Source organism: Pseudomonas sp. P1.8 (assembly GCF_001269805.1).
In the GTDB taxonomy this organism is placed as follows: Bacteria; Pseudomonadota; Gammaproteobacteria; order Pseudomonadales; family Pseudomonadaceae; genus Aquipseudomonas.
On the sequence record NZ_LHVM01000016.1, the window covers coordinates 398,127 to 424,439 of the forward strand.

The window sequence follows — 26,313 nt, forward strand, 5'->3', positions numbered from 1 at the left end:
CAACCGGATGTGGAGCGTGCTATGGACCAGAAGACTTTTATAAAAACCCTGCGCAGCTGGCAGAACGGCTCGATCAGCCGCCGCGAGTTCCTTGGCCGCACCGGCCTGGGTATCGCCGCCGCCGTCGTCGCCACCAACATGCCCGGCCTGCTGACCTCCACCGCCGAGGCCGCAGAGCAAGGCAAACTGGGGGATCGCCTGTCGCTGGCGACCTGGCCGAACTACCACAGCCAGGAAAACCTCGACGCTTTCGGTAAGACCACCGGCGCCCGGGTCTCCATGAGCGTGTTCGGTTCCAACGAAGAAATGCTCGCCAAATTGCAGGCCGGCGGCAGTGGCTGGGACGTATTGGTACCAACCAACTACACCATCAGCACCTACGTCGGCCTGGGGCTGATCGAACCGCTGGACCTGTCGCGTCTTCCCAACTTCGACGCGTCGGCGTTCCAGCAGAAGTTCATGGCCCAAGGCACGGTAGACGGCAAGGTCTACGCGGTGCCGAAAAACTGGGGCACCACCGGCATGCTCTACGATGCCGGCAAACTGAAAAACGGCCCGACCAGCTGGAAGGAATTCTGGGCCGCCGCACAAGGTCCGGCCAGCGGCCGCACGATGGTCCACGACTACCAGTTGACTGCCATCGGCAACGCCCTGAAAAGCTTCGGCTACAGCTTCAACTCCCTGGACCCGAAAGAACTGGCCGACGCGGAAAAACTACTGATCGAGGTCAAGCCGCACCTGTTCGCGATCAACTCCGACATCCAACCGTCGATGCGCAGCGGCGATGCCTGGCTGGCGATGTCCTGGACCGGCGATGCCTCGCAACTGCACCGCGACAACGCGCAAATGCAGTTCGAGCTGGGCAAGGAAGGCGGCGAGCTGTGGAGCGACTTCTTCGCCATCCCCAAAAGTTCGGAGCACAAGGACGCCGCGTACGCTTTCATCAACTACCTGCTCGATCCGCAGCACAACAAGCTTGAAGTGCTGAGCCACGGCTACCCGAGCGGCGACAAGCGTGTCGACGCGCTGCTGCCGGTGGCGATGCTCGACGATCCGATCATGTACCCGGCCGCCGAGGCCCTGAGCCCGTTGGAGTTCGGTGCCGCCGCGACGCTGACCAGCCCGGCGCGCGCTGAACTGATGGCGCGTTTCAAGTCCGCCTGATCGCCTGACCATGGCCAATGAGGAGTCACCCATGAATGCCGCCGCCCACCCGCAAACGGTGCAGCCGGGCCATGCCCTGTCGGTCGAGGTGCGCCAACGGCGCAGCCTCGGCCGGCGCATCACCCTGCTGATGCTTTTGCCTTCGACCTTGTGGTTCCTGCTGCTGTTGTTGATGCCGCTGGTGATCATCCTGGTCTTCAGTTTCGGCGAGCGCAGCGCCGTGGGCGGTTACGCCGGTGGCTTCACGGTGGCCAACTACCTGAACCTCGGTTCTCGCGGCGCGGCGTTCAGCAACACGCTGATGCTGGCGCCGCTGGGCACCCTGGTGTGCCTGGTGGCGGCTTATCCATTGGCGTACTTCCTGGCGGTCAAGGTCACAAGGAACCGCTCGCTGTTGCTGACCCTGGTGATCGTGCCGTTCTGGACCAGTTTCCTGATCCGCACCTACGCGTGGATTTTCATCCTCAGCGGCAAGGGCATTCCGGCGCTGCTGGCCAGCCTGGGTCTTGAGGATGTGCGGCTGATCAATACGCCGTGGGCGGTGCTGATCGGGATCGTCTACGGCTACCTGCCGCTGATGGTGTTCCCGATCTACGTCAGCCTGGAAAAACTCGACAAGCGCCTGCTCGAAGCCTCGGCGGACCTGGGCGCCAGCGCCTTCGAAAGCTTTCGCCGGATCACTCTGCCGCTGTCCGCGCCGGGGATTATTACCGGGGTGATGCTGGTGTTCATCCTGTTGATGGGCGAGTTCCTGATCCCGGCCATTCTCGGCGGCGGCAAGGTGTTCTTTGTCGGCAACGCGCTGGTCGACCTGTTCCTGCAATCGCGCAACTGGCCGTTCGGCAGTGCGCTGGCGATGACGCTGGTGGCGATGATGCTGCTGATCATCGGCGTGTATCTGAAACTGGTGGCGCGCTACGGCGGCCGCCCTGCCGATGGAGGCCTGTGACATGTGGCTGCGCAGCTATTCAACCTCGCTGTACCTGTTCCTCTACGCGCCGATTGCCTTGATCGTGTTGTTCAGCTTCAACGCCGGGCGCAGTGGCCTGGCGTTCCAGTGCTGTTCGGTGCAGTGGTTCGGCACCGCATTCGGCAACCCGTTCATCATGGAGGCGCTGGGTAACAGCGCGCTGATTGCCTTTAGCTCGGCGGTGATCGCCACGCTGTTCGGCACCCTGGCGGTGTTCGGTTTGCAGCGCTGCGGCCCCAAAGTGCGCCTGCTGTTCGATGCGCTGACCTATTGCGCAATCATCGTGCCGGGCATCGTCATCGGCATCTCGACGCTGATCGCCTTCATCAGCCTGTTCGACCTGATCAACCCACTGCTGGCGAGTTGGTTGCCGACGGTGCCGAAGTTGAACATGGGCTTCTTCACCGTGATCGCCGCGCACTCGTTGTTCACCATGGCGCTGGTGATGGTGATCGTGCGCAGTCGCGTCGACTCGCTCGACAAGGCCTTGCTGGAAGCCTCGGCGGACTTGTACGCCCCGCCGATGGACACCTTCTGGCGAGTCACCCTGCCGCAGATCAGTCCGGCGATCATGGCCGGGTTCCTGCTGGCTTTCACCTTTAGCTTCGACGATTTCATCATCGCGTTCTTCGTCGCCGGTTCCGAAACGACCTTGCCGATCTACATCTTTTCATCCATCCGCCGCGGCGTGACGCCGGAGATCAATGCAGTGTCCACGGTGATCATCTGCGTGTCGCTGGCCTTGCTGTTCACTTCCCGCCATCTGCAAAACCGCCGCACCGGCGTTCAGGAGTCGCACCATGCGTGATCAGCTCTACATCAACGGCGAATGGGTCAGCCCGGATCTGGGCGGTTATCTGGACGTGATCGACCCAGCCACCGAGCAAGTCTTCCATCGCGTCGCGGCAGGCACTGAAGAGGACGTTGACCACGCCGTGCGTGCGGCCCGTCGCGCCTTCGACAGTGGCTGGAGCCAGACCACCGGCGCCGAGCGCGCGCAGTGGCTGGAAGCATTGGCCAATGAACTGGAAAGCGGCCAGCAGGCACTGGCGGAGCTGGAAGTGCGTGACAACGGCAAACCGTTGCCAGAAGCGCAGTGGGACATTGGCGACGCGATTGGGTGCTTGCGTTATTACGCAGGGTTGGCCCGCGATCTCGATCAACAGCAGGACCAACCGCTGGCCTTACCGGACGCACGCTTCCGCTGCCGCATCCGCCACGAGCCGATTGGCGTGGCCGGGCAGATCATTCCCTGGAACTACCCGTTGCTGATGGCCGCGTGGAAGGTTGCGCCAGCCCTTGCCGCCGGGGCCACGGTGGTGTTGAAACCGTCCGAGCTGACGCCGTTGACCGCCCTGGAGCTGGCGGCCGCCGCCGACCGCATCGGCTTACCCGCTGGAGTGCTGAACGTAGTGACCGGACTCGGTGCCGAGGCTGGCAGCCCGCTCACCGAGCACCCGGGCGTGGACAAACTGGCCTTCACCGGCAGCGTGCCCACCGGGGCGAAAATCATGTCGGCGGCGGCGCGGGACATCAAGAACATCAGTCTGGAGCTGGGTGGCAAGTCAGCCTTCATCGTGTTTGACGACGCTGATATCGATGCCGCAGTGGAGTGGATTCTGTTCGGAATTTTCTGGAACCAGGGCCAGGTGTGCAGCGCCACGTCACGCTTGCTGGTTCAAGAATCCATCGCCCCGCGCCTGATCGAACGGCTGGTAGAAGAAACCCGCAAGATCAGCATGGGTCCCGGCATGCAGCCCGGTGTACAGCTCGGTCCGCTGGTCAGCCAGGGCCAGTACGACAAGGTGCTCGGGTTCATCGATCAAGGACTGGCCAGTGGCGCCCGTTTGCTCACGGGTGGGCGGCGGCCGGCCCACCTGAACCAAGGTTACTTCATCGAACCGGCGATTTTTGATGAGCCAGGCCACAGCAGCATTCTATGGCGCGAAGAGGTGTTCGGTCCGGTGCTGTGCATCAAGCGCTTCAAGACCGAAGAGCAAGCCGTGCAGATGGCCAACGCCAGCCGCTTCGGCCTCGCTGCCGCCGTGATGAGCGCCGACTTGCAGCGCACGGCCCGCGTCGCCAACCAACTGCGCGCCGGGATCGTCTGGGTCAATTGCTCGCAACCGACCTTCGTCGAAGCGCCCTGGGGCGGCATGAAACACAGCGGCATCGGCCGTGAACTGGGGCAATGGGGGCTGCACAATTACCTGGAGGTCAAACAAGTGACCGAGTACATCAGCGATCAGCCGTGGGGTTGGTACTTGAAGTAAGCAGGCCCTGTAGGAGCGAGCATGCTCGCGATAGCGGTGGGCCGGCCAATATCTCTGTTGGACGTGCCGACCTCTTCGCGGGCAAGCCCGCTCCTACCGGGATTTGTGGACGGCCGGCGGATTGGCATTCACTGAAGATCAAACTGTAGGAGCGAGCATGCTCGCGATGGCGGTGGGCCGGCCAATATCTCTGTTGGACGTGCCGACCTCTTCGCGGGCAAGCCCGCTCCTACAGGGATTTGTGGACGGCCGGCGGATTGGCATTCACTGAAGATCAAACTGTAGGAGCGAGCATGCTCGCGATAGCGGTGGGCCGGCCAATATCTCTGTTGGACGTGCCGACCTCTTCGCGGGCAAGCCCGCTCCTACAGGGATTTGTAATCAGCGGGATTGGCGTTCACTGAAGATCAGGCTGTGTATCACTGTGTATCGAACCGGTTTCCCGATACACAGGCTTTCATCCCTCCCACCCTTTCGACACAGAACGGATACGTCACCGCGTTCAAATGCAGGCACGGTTTGAAGGGGAGCACCCCAGAGCCCCTGGCCAATGGCTTGCAACGGAGACATCCCCATGAAGATGGCATTGCAGAAACACTTCACCGCTCACCGCCTGGTCGGCTCGTCGGTCCTTGCTCTCACCCTGTTAAGTGGTTTCGGCGTGGCCCACGCGCAAGCGACTGCGCCCTCGACCAGCGCCAGCGCCTCGTACTCGACCCCTTCTCCGTTCGGCCCGCTCAAACACGTCAACGCCGGCCTGCTGAACGTGGCCTATGCCGAAACCGGGCCGGCCGATGGCCCGGTGGTGATACTGCTGCACGGCTGGCCCTACGACATTCACAGCTATGACGAAGTCGCGCCCTTGCTCGCCGCCAAGGGCTATCGCGTGCTGATGCCGTATGCCCGTGGGTATGGCGACACGCATTTCCTGTCCGAGAAGACCATGCGCAATGGCCAGCCGGCCGCACTGGCCAGTGATGTCATCGACTTCATGGATGCACTCCAGATCAAACAAGCCGTGCTAGGGGGTTATGACTGGGGCGCTCGGTCGGCCGATATCGTGTCGGCACTGTGGCCGGAACGGGTCAAGGCACTGGTGTCGGTCAGCGGCTATCTGATCGGCAATCAGGCGGCGGGCCAGAATCCTTTGCCACCCAAGGCTGAGTTGCAATGGTGGTATCAGTTCTACTTCGCCACCGACCGAGGTCGTGCCGGGTACGAAAAGAACACCCACGACTTCGCCAAGTTGATCTGGCAATTGGCGTCGCCGAAATGGGCGTTCGATGACGCTACCTTCGACCGCAGCGCCAAGGCCTTGAGCAACCCCGACCATGTCGACATCACCGTGTTCAACTACCGCTGGCGACTCGGGCTGGTAAAAGGCGAAAGCCAATACGAAGCGCTGGAGCAAAAACTTGCCACGGCGCCGCCGATCAGCGTGCCGACCATCACCCTCGAAGGCGACGCCAACGGCGCTCCGCACCCGGCCCCCGAGGACTATGCCAGGCGATTCACCGGCAAATACGAGTTCCGCCTGATCAACGGCGGCATCGGCCACAACCTGCCGCAGGAAGATCCACAGGCGTTCGCCAAGGCGGTGATTGACGCGGATCATCTTTGAGGTGAGTCAGGCACCTTCACAGCAACGGCCCGTGTGACTGACCGGGCCGCTGTTTTCCGGGCGAGATGTACTGCAAAGAAAAACGCCACACCCTTCACTATTTCCGGCCACCCCCCACGCACAGGGGCATTTACCCCAGAGCTGGTTGGATTGCCCCAGCCCCGCCTTTCATCATTCTGGTTGCCGCGATGGCTGTGGCATTCGCTGTCCCCGGTTTCAGGCGCAACGCTGCAAAAGTGCCGGGGTCTTTCTCATTCGTCGCTCGCCCAAGCCTGTTGGCATAGAGAATGCTGGGTAATCACCCAGGCGTGACCTGCAAACCCAAGCGGGCGAACAGGGATATGAACCACACCAAAGGACACTCGCCATGCATGCACTATCCGCATTGTTCAGGCGCCTGCCTCAAAGAACGAGTGGCTCGATTGCGCCCATTGGACAATTCAACCTCCTGCGCTGGTTTTCAGTCATCAGTTTCATTCTCATCAGTGCGATCGCTGTCGGATTGGGTACGGTTTCAACGCGTTTTCTGGTGACCGAAAGCCTGGAGCGCGACGCCCTGCTGTCAGCGCAGTTCATTCAGACCATCGCGACCGGCGAGATACGCCATCACCAACTGCTCGGAATGCGAATGGGGGATGTGCTGGCGGCCACCCCGTATGGGATGTTGTCGGATGAAATGACGCAGAACAGGCACCGTGCACGCTCGGAGTTTCTCGACCACCTTTCGCACCTCCCCGATTCACTGCTGATCAGCATCTATTCCCCGCTGCGAACGGTGATCTGGTCCACCAACCCACAACGGGTCGGGCAGCGATTTCTGAACAACGACGCGCTGGAAGCAGCCTTTAGCTCCCGGGATCGCGTTTCCACCCAATACAGCGATGCGGATGAAGTCCGCGCCGAGCAGCAATTTTTGTATCCACCCAAAATGTTCTTCATCGAGAGCTACATTCCCCTGGTCGATGACCTGGGGAATACCCTGGCGGTGGTGGAAATCTACAAGGAACCGTTCGACCTGATTGAACGGTTCAACCGGGGGCATCGAATCATCTGGCTGGCCACGGCCGTGGGCGGCCTGCTCTTGTATTTCGGGCTCTACTGGATGGTCCGGCGGGCATCGATCCAGCTGGCGTCCCAGCAAGCCCAGCTGGTTGCCAACAAGACCTACGTTGGCCTGGTCGAGATGTCCACGGCGGTGGCCCACAGTTTGCGCAATCCACTGGCCTGCATCCGCTCCAGTGCTGAACTGGCCAACGACATGGACGGTCAACCGGCGACCAAAAACATCGCCGACATCGTCAACCAGGTTGATCGCATGTCCAAGTGGGTCCATGAGTTGCTACAGTGCTTGCGCCCGATCCACGGCGAGCCAGAGCTGGTGGAGCCCATGGCGATCGTTCAGGCCACAGTGTCCCGCTTCGGTACGCAACTGGCCCAGTCTAGAATTCATGTCGACCTCAACGGCAACGAGCAAACGCCACGGGTAGTCAGCAACCCGCATTTGCTTACGCAAATCGTCGACAGTGTGATGGCCCATGCCATCGAATCGATGCCGGCCGGGGGGACATTGACTATCAAGTCCCGCCTGGAGGACAGCCACCAATGGCTGCATCTGTCGATCGATGACACCGGGGAAGGCGCATCGCGTCAGCAGGAAATGCTCGCGTTCAAGTCTTTCTACACCACCCGGCAAGGCAGGCTGGGTATCGGGTTGATCATGGTGAAACAGATCATGGAAAGTTTTGGTGGAGAGGCCAGTCTGACCCGTCACGAACAACAAGGAACGTCGGTGCGATTGAGTTTCAGGGTGATAGAGAGAACAGACAGCTCCCTGCGATAAACCTTGCCCGTATCCCCGGTCATTGCTCAAATCCTTGAGCACCAACGGTACAAAGTGCAGCGCCCGCAACCCGCTACACTTTCTTCGCTCGGCCGTTGCACCCGTACGGCCGACTCCCCTGACACTTGATCCGGAGGTCTCCCATGAGCGACGCCAGTACCGAACTCAAAACCTTCACCGGCTGGGCCGCCACTGCAGCCGGCGCGCCACTGGAACGCCACAGCTACGATCCAGGTCCCTTGGGCAATGACGAAGTGGAAGTCGCCGTGGAATATTGCGGCGTCTGCCATTCCGACCAGTCGCTGATCGATAACGATTGGGGCATCAGCCAGTACCCGTTCATTCCTGGGCACGAGGTTGTCGGTCGGGTGGTGCGGGCAGGCGCGCAAGTGCGTGGTCTCAAGGTCGGCCAACGGGTGGGCATTGGCTGGTACAAGGGCAGTTGCATGCACTGCTCGTCCTGTATCGAAGGCTCGCATAACCTGTGCCGTACGGTGCAACCGACCATCATCGGCAGTAACGGCGGTTTTGCCGACCGCCTGCGCTCGCACTGGGCCTGGGCCCTGCCGATCCCCGACGGGCTCGACCCGGCCATGGCCGGACCACTGTTCTGCGCAGGCTCAACGGTGTTCAACCCACTGGTGGAATTCGGCATCAAGCCCACTGATCGAGTGGGTGTGGTCGGCATCGGCGGGCTCGGGCATCTGGCGCTGGGTTTTCTCAATGCCTGGGGCTGCGAAGTCACCGCATTCACTTCGTCATTGAGCAAACAGGATGAAGCCAAGCGCTTGGGCGCGCACAAGGTGGTGGCCTCGACCGACAGCGAAGCGCTGAAGGCCATCGCCGGCACCCTGGATTTTCTGTTGATCACCGCCAACGCCGATCTGGACTGGGCGGCCATGCTTGCCACCCTGCGTGGCAAAGGCCGACTGCATTTTGTCGGCATCGTGCCCGGTGCGATTCCGGTTCATGTGTTCGACCTGATCCCGCAGCAAAAAACCTTGTCCGCCTCGCCGGTCGGGTCGCCTGCCAACACGGCGCTGATGCTGGAGTTCTGCGCCCGGCATCAGATCCTGCCGCAGGTCGAGATGTTTCCCATGAGCCGGGTCAACGAGGCCGTCGAACATTTGCGCAGCGGCAAGGCGCGTTACCGCGTCGTGCTGGATGCCAGTAAATGACCGCCCCGCTCACACCTTAGGGATTGGCCGCCTGCGCCGGCAATGCCGGCGCCGATGGTTTATACGGGTCCAGGCGAATCGACTGGTTGAGACGTAGAACAGCGTCCGGTCAACGCAACTACTTCGCGTCTGCGCCTTGAGGCTTGTAAAACTTGAACAACCCGATGTTCGCCGTATTGGTGTACTCCCTGGCCCAATCAGGCTTCACCGTACGGTCGTGAAAATACAATGCGCCTTTTGTGCGATCCGGTAGTTGTTTGTTCAATGCCTTGCGCGCGATTTCCTTGGCCAGCGCGTAAGGCACTTCTTCCTGTACGGAATCGGAGCGCCCGTCGCACCACCAGGAGAACTGGCAGCTTTTGCTTTCAGAACCCTGCTTGACCACGGCGCAGACCGTGTCCGGAAAACCCTTGTGCCCCAGTCGATTCATGACCACATTGGCCACCGCTTCCATATCGGCGGCGTTCTTGCCTTTGGCTTCCCAGTAGATCGAGCGGGCCATGCAGGTGATTGCGTCATCCAGTGGTGCTTTGCCTGCCGGGTCCACGGCCTGGACTTCAGGCTGGGTAATGGCTTGCGCCTTGGGTGCCGGCGCCGGGCTCCTGTCCTGTGCAGCTTTTTGCTCAAGCGCTTGGGCCTTGTCTTCGGCGACTTTTTGTTTTTGCTGCTGTTCGGTGGCGAAAACCGGGCCGGCAAGCAACGTGACGGCAAGGCAAGTGGCGATCCAGTCTAGACGCATAGTGGGGTTCAACCCTGTTGGCGATGTGCCTTCAGTGTAGTAGTGAAATGATTGCACTCGCCCCACTACACTTGGAAAATCCGTTGCCCATGAGGGGGCAACTTCGCGCATCATGGGCGCAGTCAGTTCAAAGGGGATTTCCATGCGTTTGACGTCATCCGCCATGCGTTTTGCCGGTTTGTCACTGGGCCTGGTGTTCGCGGCATCAGCCGCGGCCAACGACGAGTCGCAGTTGATCGAGTCGATCAACCAGTACCGCAACCAACCGCAGCGCTGTGCCGGCCAGGCCTCCTCGGAGTTGCCGCCGCTGTCGGCCGATCCACGCCTGGTGCTGTCCGCCGCCAGTGTCGGCAACCTGCAACAGGCCATGGCCACGGCGGGTTATCCGATGAAGAACGTGCAGGCGATCAGTTTGTCCGGCCCGCGCGATGCGCCGTCGGCGATGAAAGCCATCCAGGAAAGTTTTTGCCAGATCGTGCTCGATCCGCAATTTGTCGACGTCGGCGTCAGCCGTCAGGACCGTGAATGGCGCATTACCCTGGCGCGTCCCCTGTTGAGCGGGCGACTGGGCGACTGGCAGGCCGAAGGCCAGAAACTCCTGGCCGAACTCAACACCGCCCGCAGCCGCGCCACCCAGTGCGGCACACAATCTTTTGCCGCCACCACGCCGCTGACCTGGAACGCCACGCTGGCAACGGCGGCCGAGACTCACTCGCGGTCCATGGCCAACAACAACTACTTCGATCACAAGGATCGCGACGGCCGCACCCCCGGTGATCGTGCGGAACTGGCGGGCTACGACTTTCAGCAAATCGGCGAAAACATTGCCGCCGGGCAAGACAGCGTGAGCAAGGTAGTCGACGGCTGGCTCGCCAGCCCCGGCCATTGCGCCAACCTGATGAACCCGCAGTTCCGCGATCTGGGCGCGGCGTACGCGACCGATCCGAAGAGCGACGGCGGGATTTACTGGACGGCGATGTTTGGGGCGCAGTGAACGGGGCAACGGGAAGCTTCATAGAGGTTATCGATGACCCGGTCATTAACAGTGATTGGACGCCGCGTCCCTTTGTTTCTAGCCTGCGCCGTTTGATGAACACGAGCCGTGGCTGGACTACGGCTCTTCTCTGGCGAACACCATGATCGTAAGACCCAAGCCCAACCTGATCGGCATCCTGACTTCGCTCAAGGGCTCGATTGCCAAACGCATCGCCTGGCGCGCGTTGATGGTGACGCTGCTCGCGTCAGCCATCGTGCTCGTTGAAATGTGGCACCCCAGCTACTTTTCCAAAGTCAGTGCAACGCCCTTCACCCTGCTCGGCTTGTCGTTGTCGATCTTCATGAGCTTTCGCAACAACGCCTGTTACGACCGCTGGTATGAAGCGCGTAAAGCGTGGGGCGATCTGCTGGTGGGGGTTCGCTCCCTGGCGCGCGAAGCCCAGGTCATCAAGGAGGAAAGCGAGCGTCACAGCCTGCTGCGAAACCTGTGCGGTTTTGCTCACGCGCTGAACGCCAGGTTGCGTAAGGAGGACGAACTGGCCGCCAGTGGCTCCTGGCTCGATCCGGTGCCCAAGGACACTGCCGGCGACCTCTGCGGGCGGATTCTGATGCAGGTCGGACAGCGCTGCTCGACCCTCGCCGAGTCCGGCGCGATCAATGAATGGCGCTACACGCTTATGTCCAACCAGTTGACCCGCCTGACCCAGGTCCAGGCCATCTGTGAGCGGATCAAAAACACCCCGCTGCCCTTCCCCTACACCCTGTTGCTGCACCGGACCATTTACCTGTTCTGCATCCTGCTGCCCTTCGCCATGGCCGAGCCGCTGGGCTGGATGACGCCGATTTTCACCGCGATCGTCAGCTATACCTTTTTCGGTCTGGACGCAATTGCCGATGCCCTCGAGGACCCGTTCGGCGGCGATGAGAACCAGTTGCCCACCGATGCGCTGGTGCGCATCATCGAGCGCGACGTTCTGGCGGCACAAGGTGTGAGCCCCTTGCCACCACTGCTGGAACCCGTGGACTTTGTGCTGAGCTGAACCCATAAGGAAATCCGTTTGAAGCCGATCTCGGAACAGGATCTGTCGACACCTCAAGCCATCAGCCTGCGTGCAGCATTTCTGTTCTGGCTCAAACTGGGCTTCATCAGTTTCGGCGGGCCGGCGGGGCAGATTTCGATCATGCACCAGGAACTGGTCGAACGCCGGCGCTGGATTTCCGAACGGCGCTTCCTGCACGCCCTCAACTATTGCATGTTGCTGCCCGGCCCCGAGGCCCAGCAACTGGCGACTTACATCGGCTGGCTGATGCACCGGACCTGGGGCGGTGTGATCGCTGGCGTGCTGTTTGTGTTGCCGTCGCTGTTCATCCTGATCCTGCTGTCCTGGGTGTACATCGCGTTCGGGGACGTACCGGTGGTGGCCGGGTTGTTTTACGGGATCAAGCCGGCGGTGACGGCGATTGTGCTGCAAGCGGCGCATCGCATCGGCTCGCGGGCGTTGAAGAATAATTGGTTGTGGGGCATTGCCGCGGCGTCTTTCGTGGCTATTTTTGTACTCAACATGCCGTTTCCCCTGATCGTGCTGGGCGCGGCGGTGATCGGTTATTTCGGCGGGCGACTGGCTCCGGAAAAATTCAGGACCGGGGGACACAGTGCTGCCGAAAAAACCTTCGGTCCAGCGTTGATCGACGACGACACACCGCCCCCTGAACACGCCCGTTTCAGTGGATTGAAACTGGCGCGTCTGCTGGTGATCGGCGCGGTGTTATGGACGCTTCCCATGGCGATCCTCATCACCCTGTTCGGCTGGGAAGGCACGCTGACGCAAATGGGCTGGTTCTTCACCAAAGCGGCGCTGCTCACGTTCGGCGGCGCCTACGCGGTGCTGCCGTATGTGTACCAGGGCGCGGTCGGCCACTATGGATGGCTGACACCGACGCAGATGATCGACGGCCTGGCGCTCGGCGAAACAACGCCCGGCCCGTTGATCATGGTGGTGGCATTTGTCGGCTTCATCGGCGCTTACGTGCATCAGGTGTTCGGCCCGGATCAGGCTTTTGTCGCCGGTGCACTGGCCGCATCGCTGGTAACCTGGTTTACCTTCCTGCCCTCGTTCCTGTTCATTCTCGCCGGTGGCCCGCTGGTGGAGTCGACGCACAACGAACTCAAATTCACCGCGCCGTTGACCGCGATCACGGCCGCAGTGGTCGGGGTGATTCTTAATCTGGCGTGTTTTTTTGCCTATCACGTCCTTTGGCCGAACGGTTTCAGTGCAAACCTCGACTGGCCTTCGGCGCTGATCGCGATGGCAGCGGCGGCTGCGTTGCTGCACTTCAAGCGCGGCGTGATCGAAGTATTGATCGGCAGTGGGGTGCTCGGCCTGGGTCTGATGCAATGAATCAGGCGTTTACACACGCCACATTCCCCCCTAGTATCCAGCCACGCCCGGATGGCTTGTCACACTGGCCTCCGACGAAATCCAATGCTGGAAAACTCGCTATGAACCGCATTGTCAATCTGCCCATGGCCTTGAGCCGTTCCAAACTTCGTCACTCCGCACGTCCGCCGGATAGCACCCTGCTCGTCTAAGCGCGTCCCCAACGCGTCGAGCCCTCTCCCTCGCTAATCCCTTGCCTGCATGCCCCGGATCTTTGTATCCGCCGTCGTGCCGAGGCCCGAATCCGTGCGTCCGCAGGACGCCAACGTGAGTGACGAACCATGAAATTCGCAGCCCTTGAAGACGCCAAACGCTTTCTGGCCGACAACCCCGATATCGATATGATCGAGCTGTTCATTCTCGACGCCAACGGCGTGCCGCGCGGCAAGCTGTTGCACCGCGAAGAACTGCTGGCGGTCTACGAAAGCGGCCGTCCGCTGCCCAGCACCATCCTCGGTTTGACCCTGCAAGGTGAGGACGTCGAAAACTCCGGTCTGGTCTGGGACGTGGGCGACATCGATTGCCGCGCCTATCCGCTCGAAGGCAGCCTGGTGCGCTTGCCGTGGCGGCAGATTCCGACCGCCGCCGTGCAGGTCAGCATGCACCCTGAAGAAGGCATGCCGGCGAGCATCGCCGACCCGCGTCACCTGCTGATCAATGTGATCGAGCGTCTGAAAGCCGAGGGTTACTACCCGGTGATGGCCTGCGAACTGGAGTTCTACCTGCTCGACGCCAAACGCGACCACAACGGTCGCCCGCAACCGGCGCTGGACGCGGACGGTGGTCGACCGCGACACACGCAGGTGTATGGCCTGCGCGAACTGGAACAGATCGAACCGTTCCTCGCCGACCTTTATGCGGCGTGCAAGCTCCACGGCATTCCAGCTCGCACGGCGATTTCCGAGTACGCACCGGGTCAGGTGGAAATCACCCTGGAACATGGCGATGCCCTGGAAGCGATGGACCAAGCGGTGCGCTACAAGCGTCTGGTGAAAGCCATCGCCCACAAGCACGGCATGCAGGCGACGTTCATGGCCAAGCCGTTCGATCACCTGGCGGGCACCGGTATGCACATGCACGTCAGCATCGCCGACGCCGAGGGACGCAATCTGTTCGCGTCCGAAGACCCGGCCGGTACGCCACTGCTGCGCACCGCCATCGGCGGCATGCTGGCTTCGTTGCTTGATTCACTGCTGCTGTTCTGCCCCAACGCCAACTCCTACCGGCGTTTCCAGGCCAACAGCTACGCACCGCTGGCGCCGACCTGGGGCGTCGACAACCGCACCGTCAGCCTGCGCGTGCCCGGTGGCCCGGCCAACAGCCGCCACATCGAACACCGCATCTGCGGCGCCGACGCCAACCCGTATCTGGCGGCCGCGGCGATTCTGGCGGGGATTCATCGGGGCATCAGCGAAAACATCGATCCGGGCGATCCGGTGGAAGGCAACGGCTACGCGCAAGCTACGCAATTGCTGCCGACCGATTGGCTGACGTCGCTGACAGCGCTGGAGAATTCAGTATGGGCGCGGGACGCCTTGGGTCAGGAGTTTCTGGGGGTGTATCTGGCGGTCAAACGCGCCGAGTACCGGCAGTTCATGGCTGAAGTGGGTGAGCAGGACTGGCGCTGGTATTTGACTGAAGCGTAAGCCCCTGTGGGAGCGAGCTTGCTCGCGATTGCGGTGTGTCATTGACCTGTGATGTTGCCTGACATGGCCTCATCGCGAGCAAGCTCGCTCCTACAAGATTCGCGTCGCCTTCACTTCCCCTTTTGCGTAGACACCCAAATGACCCAACAACGCTGCAACTCCTACTACACCGCAACCCTCAACCAGGACACTGATTACCCGACCCTGCAAGGCCGGCACCGCGTCGACGTGGTGATCATCGGCGGCGGTTTCACCGGCGTCGCCACCGCTGTCGAACTGGCGGAAAAAGGCCTGAAAGTCGCCATTGTCGAAAGTAATAAAATCGGCTGGGGCGCCACCGGGCGCAATGGCGGCCAGGTCACCGGCAGCCTCTCGGGCGATGAAGCGATGCGCAAACAGATGCGCCGCACCATTGGCGACGACGTCGACGATTTCATCTGGCACCTGCGCTGGCGCGGGCACCAGATCATCCAGCAGCGGGTCGAGAAATACGGTATCGCCTGCGACCTCAAGCACGGTCACCTGCATGCGGCCTACAAGCCTGCTCACATGGACGGCTTGCGCAAGGATTACGACGAAGCCGTGCGCCGTGGCATGAGCGACGAGGTCAGCCTGCTCGATCGCAGCCAGGTACGCGACCTGTTGCAAAGCGACCTCTATCACGGGGCAATCAAGAACACCCGCAACATGCATTTGCACCCGTTGAACCTGTGCATCGGTGAAGCGCGTGCGGCCGAGCGCCTGGGCGCACTGATCTTCGAAAACAGCGAAGTGCTGGAAATCATCCACGGCGACACACCGGGCGTGCGTACCGCCCACGGCCGCATCGATGCCAGTCAAGTGCTGCTGGCCGGTGACGTCTATCACAAGCTCGAACCGGGCAAGCTCAAGGGCAAGATCTTCCCGGCCATGGGCGGCATCGTCACCACTGCGCCGCTGGGCGATCTGGCGAAGCAGATCAACCCCGAAGACCTCGCGGTCTACGACTGCCGTTTCGTGCTCGACTACTACCGCCTGACCGCCGATGGTCGCCTGCTGTTCGGCGGTGGCGCCAACTACAGCGGCAAAGACTCACGCGACATCGCCGCCGAACTGCGTCCGTGCATCGAGCAAACGTTCCCGGCGCTCAAGGGGGTGGCCATCGATTACCAATGGAGCTGCGCGATGGGCATCGTGATCAATCGCATCCCGCAGCTGGGCAAGCTTTCGGACAACGTCTGGTACTGCCAGGGCTACTCCGGCCACGGCATCGCCACGAGCCATATCATGGGCGAAATCATGGGCCGGGCGATTACCGGACAAATGGAGCAGTACGATACGTTCGCCGCGTGCCAGCACATTCGTGTGCCGATGGGGGACCTGCTGGGCAACCCGATGCTGGCGGCGGGCATGTGGTATTACCAGATGCTGGAGCGGTTGCGCTGAGCCAATTGCTGCATTTTCAGCATTGATGTTGTCTGTACGGGCCTCTTCGCGAGCAAGCTTGCTCCTACAGGGATTGCGGTCGAACACAAAATTTGTGTCTGACAGATATCCCCTGTGGGGCTTGCCCGCGATGGGGCCACCCGCTACACCGCAAACACATCGTCAAGTATCAATTCTTTCGATCTCTCAAATCACTACGGCGAATTTTTTATTTGCTCCCGATCTGTTCAAGATGGCGCCATTGCCAATCGAACGGATGGAACCCTCATGAATCTCAATTTCGCTTTCGCCTGCATGATCGTGGTGTCTTTTGCCGTTGCCCTGGGACACGCCTGATCAGCACCGCTTTGTTGACCTGAATCAAGCGTCTGTCGGCAATTTCCGCAACAGGCAGGGAAAAGACTGACAGATCATGAATATGCTCTATAACCAGTGGTGACACGATTTTCGATCAGGGGAACTGGAAGGCTCCCTCGGAAATTGATCTCTATTAATGCCGCGGACAATTGAGTGCCCGCCAGGAGACGCCACGATGAAAGCCCTGAAGATTGCCGCCAGCGAAGGCGCGCAGGAATGTTTCAAAAATGCCCGGGAAGTGGTCCTGCTCGGCAACACCGACTTCACCAATGTTGCGGTTGCGGTGGTCTCTGTTGCCGATGTTTTGGCCGGTGCCCTGGACGCCATCCAGCGCACCGGATTCGATATTCCGATTTTTCTGGTCGCCTCCCCAGGGGTGGAAACCCAACCCCGACAAGTCTACAAGCACCTGCAAGACGTACTGTTGCAGGTAAATGGCATTTTCGACAGGACCCGTGCCAACGTCGAATACCATGGCAACCAACTGGAAACCGCGGCCCGGGCCTATGAAGCAACCCTGCTGCCGCCCTTCTTCGACTCGCTGAAAAAGTACACCGAATCGGCCAACGCCACATTCGCCTGCCCAGGTCACCAGGGTGGGCAGTTCTTCCGCAAGCACCCGGCAGGCCGGCAGTTTTTCGACTTCTTTGGCGAGACGCTGTTTCGCGCCGACATGTGCAACGCCGACGTCAAGCTCGGCGACTTGCTGATCCACGAGGGCCCGGCACTGCTGGCACAAAAACACGCGGCGAAAGTGTTCAACGCCGACAAGACCTACTTCGTGCTCAACGGCACTTCCGCCTCCAACAAAGTGGTGACCAACGCCCTGCTCACCCCGGGCGATCTGGTGCTGTTCGACCGCAACAACCACAAGTCCAATCACCAAGGGGCGCTGATCCAGTCCGGCGCGACGCCGGTGTACCTGGAAACGGCGCGCAACCCCTATGGTTTCATTGGCGGGATCGACTCGCATTGTTTTGAAGAAGACTACCTGCGTGAGCTGATTGCCGAGGTCGCGCCGGATAAAGCCCAGCTGCCACGCCCGTTCCGCCTGGCGATCATTCAGCTCGGCACTTACGACGGCACCATCTACAACGCCCGGCAGGTCGTCGACCGCATCGGCAAATTGTGCGACTACATCCTGTTCGACTCGGCATGGGTCGGTTACGAACAGTTCATCCCGATGATGAAAGACTGCTCGCCCCTGCTGCTGGAGCTGAATGAAAACGACCCCGGCATCTTCGTCACCCAATCGGTGCACAAACAACAAGCCGGTTTCTCCCAGGCGTCCCAGGTGCACAAGAAAGACCGGCACATCAAGGGCCAGGACCGCTACTGCAACCATCATCGGCTGAACAACTCCTTCATGGCCCAGGCCTCGACCAGCCCGTTCTACCCGTTGTTCGCCTCGCTGGACGTCAACGCGCGTATCCACGCCGGACGCAGTGGCCTGCGCCTGTGGGAAGACTGCGTGAAGTTCGGCATCGATGCCCGCAAACTGATTCTGGAAGCCTGCACCATGGTGCGCCCATTTGTGCCCGATACCATTGAAGGCCGCGCCTGGGAAGACTATCCGACGGATGAGATCGCCAACGACCTGCGTTTCTTCGAATTCCATCCGAAGGATCGCTGGCATGCCTTTGGCGGATACGCCGAGAAGCAATACTTCATCGACCCGTGCAAGCTGCTGTTCACCACACCGGGGATCGACCCGGTCGATGGCAGCTACACCGACTTCGGCATCCATGCGGGCATCCTCGCCAACTTCCTGCGCGAGAACGGCATCGTGCCGGAAAAATGCGACCTGAACTCGATTCTGTTCCTGCTCACCCCGGCCGAAGACTGGGCGAAAATGACCCACCTCGCCGCGCAGATCGCTCGTTTTGAGCGTTTCATCAGCGATGACGCGCCAATGAGCCGGGTGTTGCCAACGATCTACGCGGCGAACGAGGAGCGCTACCGCAACTACACCATCCGCCAGCTCTGCCAGGAAATGCACGACCTCTACCGCGAGCGCGACGTCCAGCATCTGCAAAAGGCGATGTTCCGCAAGGAACACTTCCCGAAAAAAGCCATGAACCCGCAGCAAGCGCAGAACGAGTACATCCGTGGCAACGTCGAACTGGTGGCGCTGGCCGATGCAGACGGCCGGATCGCCGCCGAAGGCGCACTGCCCTATCCGCCCGGCGTGCTGTGCGTGGTACCTGGCGAAATCTGGGGTGGCGCGGTGCTGAAGTATTTCCTGGCACTGGAAGAAGGCATCAACGCCTTGCCGGGTTTCACGCCGGAGCTGCAAGGCGTGTATTTGAAGAACGAAGGTGGCCGCACTCGGGCTTACGGCTATGTGATCAAGGCCTGATGCGCTGATGCAGGGGCCAGGCTTGCCTGGCCCTTGTCATTTTTACGGGTCAGTACTTTTCCGTAATGAACTTGAACGGATAGTTGGGATCCCGATAGTTACCCGGCCCCTGGCGTTTTGGCAGCTTCACTTTCGCCCGAGGAACGTCCTCATAGGGAATGCTGGCGAGCAGATCACTGATGATATTGAGCCGGGCCCGGCGCTTGTCGTTCGAATTGGCAACACGCCAGGGGGCGAACTCGGTGTCGGTGGCTGCGAACATGTCGTCCCGGGCGCGGGAATAGTCGTACCAGCGGTTGTAGGACTTGAGGTCCATTGGCGACAGCTTCCAGATTTTTCGTCCGTCGGTGATGCGCCCCTTGAGCCGTCGAGTCTGTTCCTCTTCACTCACTTCAAGCCAGTATTTGATCAGGATGATCCCCGACTCGACCAGGGCCTGTTCGACACGAGGCGCCACTTTGAGGAAGGTATCGACCTGCTCTTCAGTGCAAAAACCCATGACCCGTTCCACGCCCGCACGGTTGTACCAGCTGCGGTCGAAGATCACCACTTCACCGGCTGCCGGCAGGTGCGGCAGATAGCGTTGCAGATACATCTGGCTTTTTTCCCGCTCGGTGGGTGCCGGTAATGCCAGCACCCTGAATACCCGCGGGCTGACGCGTTCGGTGATGGCCTTGATCGTACCGCCCTTGCCTGCCCCGTCACGCCCTTCGAAAAGAATGCAAACCTTCAGGCCCTTGTGCTTGACCCACTCTTGCAGCTTGACCAGCTCGACATGCAGCCGGGCCAGTTCCTCGAGATAGTCCTTGGTCTTGAGCTTGTCACTTTCAACAGGCTTGCTCTTCGCTGCAGCCTTCTTCTTCGCCATCGCCGATACCTCGTTCATTTCGTGAAATAACGTTCGCAAAGCGTCCGACAGCATTCACTGTCGACTGCGCTGGTAATGATCGACTGCCTGCTCAAGGTTCAAGAACATATGCCCCTCGCCCAGCGTGCGACCCAACGGAGCCTTGACGACCATGTCCCAAACCGTCGGGCTCATGCCCACCATCCACAGCGAAACGCCTTTTTCGCGCATTCGCTGCTCCGCCACGGTGAGCATCTTCAAGGCGGTGTATTCGAGGTCGAACACGCTGCGCAGGTCGAGAATCACCACCTCGGGGTTGGCGTCATTGATCAGCGGGCGCATTTTGTCGCCGATGCGTTCGGCATTGGCGAAGAACACGCGACCTTCCGGGCGCAATAACAGCAACCCGTCAAACTGCTCGTCTGCGGCATTCTCTGCGGACTGCGGACGATAGACGTTGGTACCGGGTTTGCGACCCAGTCGATGCACAGGAGGATCGGACACCTGATAGGCCAGCGCTACCAGCGAGACAACGATCGCCACGACGATGCCTTGCAACGTGCCCAGCAACATCACCCCCAGCATTGCCACCAAGGCCCAGACAAACTCGGTGCGCCGCACCGACAGGATCTCGCGAAACTCTGCCGGTTCGATCAGACCCACCGAATAGACGATCACCACCGCGGCGAGCGTGGCGTTGGGCATCAGGCCAATGAACGGTGCCAGCAGCAGGCAAGTGCCCAGCGACAACCCCGCAGTGACCAGCGCGGCCAGCTGCGAACGCGCCCCGGCCAGGCGATTCACGGCAGTCTGAGTAGTCCCGCCCCCGGCGACCATGGCCCCGAGAAAGGCTCCGCCGATGTTGGCGACACCGGTGGCAACCAGTTCGCGGTTCGGCTGCGGGGTGGGCTCGTCATTGCGGGCGAAGGCGCGTCCTGCGGCAATGGTTTCGGTAAAACTCATCAGCGCGATACCCAAAGCCGAAGGCCACAACGCTTCGGCCATCGACCAGATGGGCATCGTCAGCGCCGGCAGGCCAATCGGCACTGTGCCAACGGACGAGACGCCGAATCGCTCAAGGTCCAACAGACTCATCGCGAGAATGCCGATCCCCACGGCAATCAGCGGTGCCGGCAAGCGCGGGGTAAAACGCTTCATGGCGATCAGCAGCAGCACCATGGACACGCCAACCACCACGGTCGGCAGCGAGGCGTGTCCGAGGCTTTGAAAAGTCGCCACAACGTTATGCAGGAACCCGCCTTTGTCGATGTGCGTACCCAGCAGTTTGGGCATCTGATCGAGCACGATGACCACACCAATGCCAGCCTTGAATCCCACCAGCACCGGTTCAGAAATGAAGTTGGCGACAAAGCCCAGCCGCAGTATCCCAGCGACAATCAGGATCGCCCCCACCATCAGCGCCAGCGTGGCGGACGCCGCGAGCAAGGTCGCCGCATCGCCGTCGGGGCTGACCTGTCCGAGTGCCGAACCGGCCAGGATGGCCAGGGTGGTGGTGGTGCTGACGCTGAGCGGGCGCGAACTGCCGAGCAGCGCATAAATCACCATCGGCACCAATGCCGTGTACAGCCCGACCTGCACCGGCAGACCGGCGATGGTGGCATAGGCCAGTGCCTTGGGAATCACCACCGCCGCGGCGGTGAGTCCGGCGATGATGTCCCCCCTGAACCAGTCGGGCCGATAGTTGCTCAGCCACTCCGGTATCAACAGGTCACGCACCCTACTCCCGCGTTGAAACCCGGGAGTGTGTTCGTGCGGATGGCTGCCTTGCTGATCCATGAGTAACTCCGTCGCAAATCGTGATGCGGATGATGAGTGAACTCAGCTGACCGCACTATCCCTTATCTGCACACGTAACCATTGCAGACCTTCATCGGCATCGAATCGCGTGTGCCAACAGGCAATCAACTCGGGCTCGGGAAACTCAAGCGGCGGGGCGTGACAACTGAGGCTGAACATGTCGGCGAACGTGCGCGCAATAGGGCTCGGCAAGTTACAAATGTAGCCGGTTTGCGAGGCGATGACCGGCATCGCCATGAAATTTTGCACGACCGCGCCAATGCGTCGGCTCAAGGACTTCGCGGCCAGTGTGCGGTCGATGATGTTGCCGCCGCGATCATGCATGCTGATGACGACGTGGGGCCGTTCCAGGTACAGCGCCAGTGGAAAACGCCCGGCGTCCAGGCGCTCGCGCTGCCAGATCAGCGTGAGCAACTGAATGGTCGCCAATTGCTCAAAGCGCAGGCCTGCCCCCAATGCCATCGGGGTATTGACCACCAGATCAATCGCCCCGCTTTCCAGCATCAATGGCAACGCCGCAGGCTCCGGCAAGGGCACGATTTCAATGACAACGCCCGGCGCCGCGATGGAAATGTGTTGCAGCAGCCTGGGCAGGATCAGGAACTCGACAAAGTCGCCCGCCGCGATACGGAACGTGCGGCGGGCCGTTGCGGGCGCGAACGACGCGTCACCCTGCAAGGCCTGGTCAATCTTCTCCAGAGCCTCGCGTATCGGACCGATCAGTTCGGTGGCGCGTGGCGTGGGCAACAGGCCTGCGCGCCCGAGTACGAACAATTCATCGCCCATTCGCTCGCGCAATCGACGCAGGGCATGGCTGACGGCGGACTGGCTCAACGCCAGGCGTTCGCTGGCGCGGGTCACGCTCTGGGTTTCCCAGAGGGTGATGAACACCACCAGCAGATTCAGATCCAGGGTACGGATATTAATATTGTGCATTCCTCGAATGGTACATATTCATTTTACTCATTGTAAGGCCTTTGATTTAGTGGACCCATCGTTCACCGTCGGGAGACTCACAATGAATAAAAAAATCCCCCTGAGCATGGGTTGGTTCTGTCCAACCCTTGGCGACACCAGCGCATTTGGTGATCCGAGCCAGGAAATTCCACGCTCGCTGGAGCACTTCGAACGCGTCGCCCTTGCGGCCGAAAACGCCGGTTTCGACTACATGCTGATTCCAGTCAGCGCCATTTGCTGGGACGCCTGGGTCGTGGCTTCGTACCTCGCCGCGCGCACCACCAAGCTGAAAATGCTGGCTGCCTTGAAACCCGGCTATATCCACCCGGTCGCCCAGGCCAAAATGATCGCGACCTTCGACCAACTGTCCCAGGGCCGCATTTACCTCAACCTGATCGCCGGTGTCAGCGACAAAGACGCGTTGGCCGAAGGTCAATTCGAGGCCAAAGAGGATCGCTACGACCAGCTGCTGGAAGAAGTCGAGCTGATGAAGCGCCTGTGGACCGAGCAAGGTGTCGAGCACAACGGCAAACATTTTCAGGTCAATGGGCCGAAGATCATGCCGGCCACTTTCCAGCAGCCGCATCCACCCTTCTTCCTCGGCGGCGGTTCTGAACAGGCCGCTGAAATCTCCGCCAAGCATTCGTCGGTCCACCTGTTCTGGGGCGATTACCCGGAACGCATCGCCGGGCAGATCATCGAGATGCGCGCCCGCGCGGCCAAATATGGACGCGAAGACGAGATCCGTTTCGCCATGCGCCTGCAAATTATTTGCCGCGAAAACGAAGACGATGCCTGGGCCGCCGCGCAGGCGCTCATCGCCGGTGCGGAAAACTCGGCGCTGGCCGCTGCGGTTCAACTCGCGGCGAAGAGCAACTCCGTCGCCAGCCAGCGTGCCGCTGAACTGTCCAAAACCGCCGGACGCAAGATGACGCCGCACCTGTGGACCGGCATTACCGAAGTGCGTCCGGGCGCCGGGGTTGCCGTGGTCGGCAATCCGCAGCAAGTCGCCGCGCAACTGATGGAGTTCGTCGACGCGGGCTGTACCGGTTTCTGCCTGTCGGGTTATCCGCATCACGAGGAAGCCGAACGCTTTGGCCGCTTGGTCATGCCTTTGCTCTGCCCTTGAAATACAGCGTGATCGCCAGAACAAAAACAAAAAAATTCGCCGCGATCCGTCAGCGGCGATGGAGCCCCTTGCATGAACCCTTCGAATTTCGACCCGCGACAGTTTCGCCAGGCACTCGGTGCCTTTACCACCGGCGTGACCATCGTCACTACCCGCGGCGCGGACGGCCAGGACTATGGCCTGACCGCCAACAGCTTCAACTCGGTGTCTATCGACCCGCCGATGGTGCTATGGAGCTTGAACAAAGACTCGACGTCGGCCCACGCCTTCACCGGTTCCGAACACTTTGCCGTGCACATCCTGGCCACCGACCAGGAACATCTGTCCAACCTGTTTGCCAAGCGCGGCGCCGACAAGTTCGCCGGGCTGACCACCACCCGCGGTTCCGACGGTATCCCGTTGCTGGAAGGTTGTTCGGCACGTTTCCAGTGCCGCACCACCTATCAATATGAAGGTGGCGATCACGTCATTCTGGTCGGTGAAGTGCTGGCCTTCGACCGTTTCGACACCCCGCCGCTGGTGTTTCATGGCGGCGGTTACCGGCGTCTGATGCAGCCTGTACCCACGGTGGACAACAGCGTCTACGGCGAGAACTGGCTCGGCTTCCTGCTCGGCCGTGCCTACTACCAGATGCAACTGCCGATTCGCCAGCAACTCAAGGCCATGGGCATGAGCGATCTCGATTTCGAACTGCTGGGCATGCTCAGTTTTGGCGAAGGCAAAACCCTGGGCGAATTGCGTCGGTTGTTTGAGTTCGTCGGTAAACAGCTGCTTCAGGAACACCTGGACATCTGGGTCGACAAGGGCCTGCTCACCCTGCAAGCGTGTGGCGAACAATCGCAACGGATTTACTTCACCGAGCCCGGGCGGCAATTGACCATCCAATGGCTGGCGTTCGCCAAGGCGGCGGAAATGACAGCGATGGAGTCACTCGACTACGAAGAAGCCCAGCAACTGAAACTGCTGATCGGCCGCGTGATCCAGCAAACCGGCGAAACCCTGCCGGATCACTGGCGCAAGGAAAACATCTGGCAGGACAACAATCTTTGGCAGCAGCCCGGCTAAACGTTTTGCCAAGGCACCACCGGGGGCAGCAACTTGCCCCCACGGGTCGGGTTCAACAATAAAAACAGCGCATGCCATGAGGTCATCACCAGATGTCGAGTTCAACCGGTATCCAGGTCTCCACTGCTCAGCCTTCTGTCGTGGAGCTGCCCCATCGCGGGCAGGCGTATTACACCGTCAGCGTTTTGCTGATCGCCTACATTTTTTCCATCATGGACCGGCAAATCCTGACACTGCTGGTTGGCCCGATTCAGCAGTCGCTGCAGGTCAACGACAGTTGGATGGGGGTGCTTCACGGTTTTACCTTTGCTGCGTTTTATTCCCTGGTCGGCCTGCCAATTGCGCGGCTCATCGACCGTGGTAATCGGCGGCTGGTGATTGCCATCGGTATCGGCCTGTGGTGCCTGGCGACGGCGGCTGGCGGACTTGCCAACGAATTCTGGCATCTGTTGCTGGCGCGCATCGGTGTCGCGGTGGGTGAAGCGGTGCTGTTACCCGGGGCAGTGTCGTTGATCAGCGATCTGTTTACCCCGGAAAAACGCGGGCGCGCCTTGGGAGTATTTGGCACCGGCGCCTCGTTCGGCGCCGGCGCCGGGTTACTCGCCACCGGATTGGTGCTCGGTTACTTCACTGCACATCCGCTGACCCTGCCCGGGTTGGGCTTGCTGCAACCGTGGCAGACCACGTTGATGTCGATCGGGCTGCCAGGGTTGCTGGTATTGGTGCTGATGATCGGCGTTGCGGAGCCACGCCTGCGTAAAAATGCCTTGGGCGTCAAACCCGTCGCACAGCCGCAGGTGCCATTGCGTGAAGTGCTGGCCTACCTGCGAGAAAACCGTCGCACTTTCGTCGCGATCTTTGTCGGTGCCGGCTGTTTCTACACTGCGGTGTATGGCAGTGGCAGCTGGGTGCCGACGTTTCTGGTGCGTGAATTTGGCTGGACCTACGCCCGGGTCGGCGCCTTGATGGGCGCAATCATGTGCGTTTGCGGTCCGCTCGGCGTGATCATCGCCAGCTGGCTGGGTGAGCACTGGCGCAATCGTGGAGTCGCCAACGCCAACCTGCGCATCGCCTTGATTGCCAGTGTGCTGTTGGCGCTGGTGAGCGCTCCGTTGTTGATGGCGTCGAGCATCGAGCGGGCGATCCCCTTCCTCGCACTGGCCGCCACGCTCTGGACCTGCCTGTTCGGCGTCGGCGCAGCCCTGATCGTCGAAGTGGCCCCGGCGTCCATGCGTGGCCAGTTCATGGCGATGTTCACCGGCGCATTGAGCCTGTTGGGCGCCGGCTGCGGACCAGTGCTGGTCGGGATGTTGACCGACTACGCGTTCAAGGATCCGCACGCCATCAAGTACTCGATTCTTTATGTAGTTCTCTTCGGCTGCGGCCTCGCGGCGCTGCTGTTTTTCAGCGCCTGGAGCAGCTTGCGGCACACCGCGCAAAAAGCCTTGCAATGGGAGGCCGAGCGCCTCGTTCACCCGTAATCCCTTTCTC

The 26,313-nt window shown here is 60.9% G+C and carries 20 protein-coding genes; 16 read left to right on the plus strand and 4 right to left on the minus strand.

Features of this window, described 5'->3' with window-relative positions; translation table 11 throughout:
• Window positions 1–21: 21 nt before the first annotated feature.
• From AD668_RS18355 to AD668_RS18385, 7 genes are all read left to right on the plus strand, one after another.
• A complete protein-coding gene (locus AD668_RS18355) occupies window positions 22–1,164 on the plus strand; it encodes a PotD/PotF family extracellular solute-binding protein (protein ID WP_053160991.1) in 1,143 nt (380 codons plus the stop codon).
• A 31-nt stretch (window positions 1,165–1,195) separates the two neighbouring features.
• Window positions 1,196–2,113, plus strand: a complete 918-nt coding sequence (locus tag AD668_RS18360) for an ABC transporter permease (RefSeq protein WP_053160994.1) — start codon at window positions 1,196–1,198, stop codon at window positions 2,111–2,113.
• 1 nt (window position 2,114) lies between these two features.
• A complete protein-coding gene (locus AD668_RS18365; protein ID WP_053160996.1) occupies window positions 2,115–2,942 on the plus strand; it encodes an ABC transporter permease in 828 nt (275 codons plus the stop codon).
• On the plus strand, window positions 2,935–4,407 hold the full coding sequence (locus tag AD668_RS18370) for an aldehyde dehydrogenase family protein (protein WP_053160998.1): 1,473 nt from the start codon (window positions 2,935–2,937) through the stop codon (window positions 4,405–4,407). The genes AD668_RS18365 and AD668_RS18370 overlap by 8 nt, the downstream gene beginning before the upstream one ends.
• Before the next feature lie 574 nt (window positions 4,408–4,981).
• On the plus strand, window positions 4,982–6,028 hold the full coding sequence (locus tag AD668_RS18375) for an alpha/beta fold hydrolase (protein WP_053161000.1): 1,047 nt from the start codon (window positions 4,982–4,984) through the stop codon (window positions 6,026–6,028).
• Between the two features lie 367 nt (window positions 6,029–6,395).
• Window positions 6,396–7,868: a HAMP domain-containing sensor histidine kinase gene (locus AD668_RS18380; protein WP_053161002.1), complete on the plus strand. Its 1,473-nt coding sequence runs from the start codon at window positions 6,396–6,398 to the stop codon at window positions 7,866–7,868.
• 143 nt (window positions 7,869–8,011) lie between these two features.
• The gene (locus AD668_RS18385) at window positions 8,012–9,046 is read left to right on the plus strand and encodes an NAD(P)-dependent alcohol dehydrogenase (protein WP_053161005.1); all 1,035 of its coding nucleotides are present in this window, start codon (window positions 8,012–8,014) and stop codon (window positions 9,044–9,046) included.
• Between the two features lie 118 nt (window positions 9,047–9,164).
• Here AD668_RS18385 and AD668_RS18390 read toward each other — a convergent pair whose 3' ends face one another.
• Window positions 9,165–9,785: a cell wall hydrolase gene (locus AD668_RS18390; RefSeq protein ID WP_053161006.1), complete on the minus strand. Its 621-nt coding sequence runs from the start codon at window positions 9,783–9,785 to the stop codon at window positions 9,165–9,167.
• Between the two features lie 142 nt (window positions 9,786–9,927).
• Between AD668_RS18390 and AD668_RS18395 the strand changes: the two genes are divergently transcribed.
• From AD668_RS18395 to speF, 6 genes are all read left to right on the plus strand, one after another.
• Entirely contained in the window at window positions 9,928–10,779 is an 852-nt protein-coding gene (locus tag AD668_RS18395) for a CAP domain-containing protein (RefSeq protein WP_053161008.1), read from the plus strand.
• A gap of 142 nt (window positions 10,780–10,921) precedes the next feature.
• Window positions 10,922–11,821: a bestrophin family protein gene (locus tag AD668_RS18400; protein WP_053161010.1), complete on the plus strand. Its 900-nt coding sequence runs from the start codon at window positions 10,922–10,924 to the stop codon at window positions 11,819–11,821.
• A gap of 27 nt (window positions 11,822–11,848) precedes the next feature.
• On the plus strand, window positions 11,849–13,180 hold the full coding sequence (gene chrA / locus AD668_RS18405; RefSeq protein ID WP_371259822.1) for a chromate efflux transporter: 1,332 nt from the start codon (window positions 11,849–11,851) through the stop codon (window positions 13,178–13,180).
• 320 nt (window positions 13,181–13,500) lie between these two features.
• Window positions 13,501–14,865 (plus strand): glutamine synthetase family protein, encoded by a 1,365-nt coding sequence (locus AD668_RS18410; protein ID WP_053161014.1) that lies wholly within the window; start codon window positions 13,501–13,503, stop codon window positions 14,863–14,865.
• A 138-nt stretch (window positions 14,866–15,003) separates the two neighbouring features.
• Window positions 15,004–16,290, plus strand: coding sequence for an FAD-binding oxidoreductase (locus AD668_RS18415; protein WP_053161016.1), 1,287 nt, complete (start codon window positions 15,004–15,006; stop codon window positions 16,288–16,290).
• Window positions 16,291–16,822: 532 nt separating this feature from the next.
• A complete protein-coding gene (speF, locus tag AD668_RS18420; RefSeq protein WP_053161018.1) occupies window positions 16,823–19,006 on the plus strand; it encodes an ornithine decarboxylase SpeF in 2,184 nt (727 codons plus the stop codon).
• 49 nt (window positions 19,007–19,055) lie between these two features.
• Here speF and ppk2 read toward each other — a convergent pair whose 3' ends face one another.
• The 3 genes from ppk2 to AD668_RS18435 are packed head-to-tail and all read right to left on the minus strand — an operon-like array spanning window position 19,056 to window position 22,607.
• Window positions 19,056–19,874 (minus strand): polyphosphate kinase 2, encoded by an 819-nt coding sequence (gene ppk2 / locus AD668_RS18425; RefSeq protein WP_053161364.1) that lies wholly within the window; start codon window positions 19,872–19,874, stop codon window positions 19,056–19,058.
• Between the two features lie 54 nt (window positions 19,875–19,928).
• Window positions 19,929–21,650, minus strand: a complete 1,722-nt coding sequence (locus AD668_RS18430) for a SulP family inorganic anion transporter (RefSeq protein ID WP_053161021.1) — start codon at window positions 21,648–21,650, stop codon at window positions 19,929–19,931.
• 42 nt (window positions 21,651–21,692) lie between these two features.
• A complete protein-coding gene (locus tag AD668_RS18435) occupies window positions 21,693–22,607 on the minus strand; it encodes a LysR family transcriptional regulator (protein WP_053161023.1) in 915 nt (304 codons plus the stop codon).
• A gap of 82 nt (window positions 22,608–22,689) precedes the next feature.
• Between AD668_RS18435 and AD668_RS18440 the strand changes: the two genes are divergently transcribed.
• The 3 genes from AD668_RS18440 (at window position 22,690) to AD668_RS18450 (ending at window position 26,303) form a co-directional block, all read left to right on the plus strand.
• Complete coding sequence (locus AD668_RS18440) at window positions 22,690–23,757, plus strand: LLM class flavin-dependent oxidoreductase (RefSeq protein WP_053161025.1); 1,068 nt, start codon at window positions 22,690–22,692, stop codon at window positions 23,755–23,757.
• 72 nt (window positions 23,758–23,829) lie between these two features.
• Window positions 23,830–24,822 carry a flavin reductase family protein gene (locus AD668_RS30045; RefSeq protein ID WP_256220707.1) on the plus strand — a complete coding sequence of 331 codons (993 nt, stop codon included), beginning with the start codon at window positions 23,830–23,832 and terminating at the stop codon, window positions 24,820–24,822.
• 92 nt (window positions 24,823–24,914) lie between these two features.
• Window positions 24,915–26,303, plus strand: coding sequence for an MFS transporter (locus AD668_RS18450; protein ID WP_053161027.1), 1,389 nt, complete (start codon window positions 24,915–24,917; stop codon window positions 26,301–26,303).
• The last annotated feature ends 10 nt before the right edge of the window (window positions 26,304–26,313 follow it).

Bases quoted from the DNA above. Each gene is read 5' to 3' on its own strand.
- AD668_RS18395 (WP_053161008.1), top strand. From the start codon at position 9,928: ATGCGTTTGACGTCATCCGCCATGCGTTTTGCCGGTTTGTCACTGGGC.
- AD668_RS18440 (WP_053161025.1), top strand. From the start codon at position 22,690: ATGAATAAAAAAATCCCCCTGAGCATGGGTTGGTTCTGTCCAACCCTT.
- AD668_RS18430 (WP_053161021.1), bottom strand. From the start codon at position 21,650: ATGGATCAGCAAGGCAGCCATCCGCACGAACACACTCCCGGGTTTCAA.
- AD668_RS18390 (WP_053161006.1), bottom strand. From the start codon at position 9,785: ATGCGTCTAGACTGGATCGCCACTTGCCTTGCCGTCACGTTGCTTGCC.
- AD668_RS18365 (WP_053160996.1), top strand. From the start codon at position 2,115: ATGTGGCTGCGCAGCTATTCAACCTCGCTGTACCTGTTCCTCTACGCG.
- AD668_RS18450 (WP_053161027.1), top strand. From the start codon at position 24,915: ATGTCGAGTTCAACCGGTATCCAGGTCTCCACTGCTCAGCCTTCTGTC.
- AD668_RS18400 (WP_053161010.1), top strand. From the start codon at position 10,922: ATGATCGTAAGACCCAAGCCCAACCTGATCGGCATCCTGACTTCGCTC.
- AD668_RS18435 (WP_053161023.1), bottom strand. From the start codon at position 22,607: ATGCACAATATTAATATCCGTACCCTGGATCTGAATCTGCTGGTGGTG.
- AD668_RS18410 (WP_053161014.1), top strand. From the start codon at position 13,501: ATGAAATTCGCAGCCCTTGAAGACGCCAAACGCTTTCTGGCCGACAAC.
- AD668_RS18375 (WP_053161000.1), top strand. From the start codon at position 4,982: ATGAAGATGGCATTGCAGAAACACTTCACCGCTCACCGCCTGGTCGGC.
- ppk2 (WP_053161364.1), bottom strand. From the start codon at position 19,874: ATGGCGAAGAAGAAGGCTGCAGCGAAGAGCAAGCCTGTTGAAAGTGAC.
- AD668_RS18415 (WP_053161016.1), top strand. From the start codon at position 15,004: ATGACCCAACAACGCTGCAACTCCTACTACACCGCAACCCTCAACCAG.
- AD668_RS30045 (WP_256220707.1), top strand. From the start codon at position 23,830: ATGAACCCTTCGAATTTCGACCCGCGACAGTTTCGCCAGGCACTCGGT.
- AD668_RS18370 (WP_053160998.1), top strand. From the start codon at position 2,935: ATGCGTGATCAGCTCTACATCAACGGCGAATGGGTCAGCCCGGATCTG.
- AD668_RS18360 (WP_053160994.1), top strand. From the start codon at position 1,196: ATGAATGCCGCCGCCCACCCGCAAACGGTGCAGCCGGGCCATGCCCTG.
- AD668_RS18385 (WP_053161005.1), top strand. From the start codon at position 8,012: ATGAGCGACGCCAGTACCGAACTCAAAACCTTCACCGGCTGGGCCGCC.
- AD668_RS18355 (WP_053160991.1), top strand. From the start codon at position 22: ATGGACCAGAAGACTTTTATAAAAACCCTGCGCAGCTGGCAGAACGGC.
- AD668_RS18380 (WP_053161002.1), top strand. From the start codon at position 6,396: ATGCATGCACTATCCGCATTGTTCAGGCGCCTGCCTCAAAGAACGAGT.
- speF (WP_053161018.1), top strand. From the start codon at position 16,823: ATGAAAGCCCTGAAGATTGCCGCCAGCGAAGGCGCGCAGGAATGTTTC.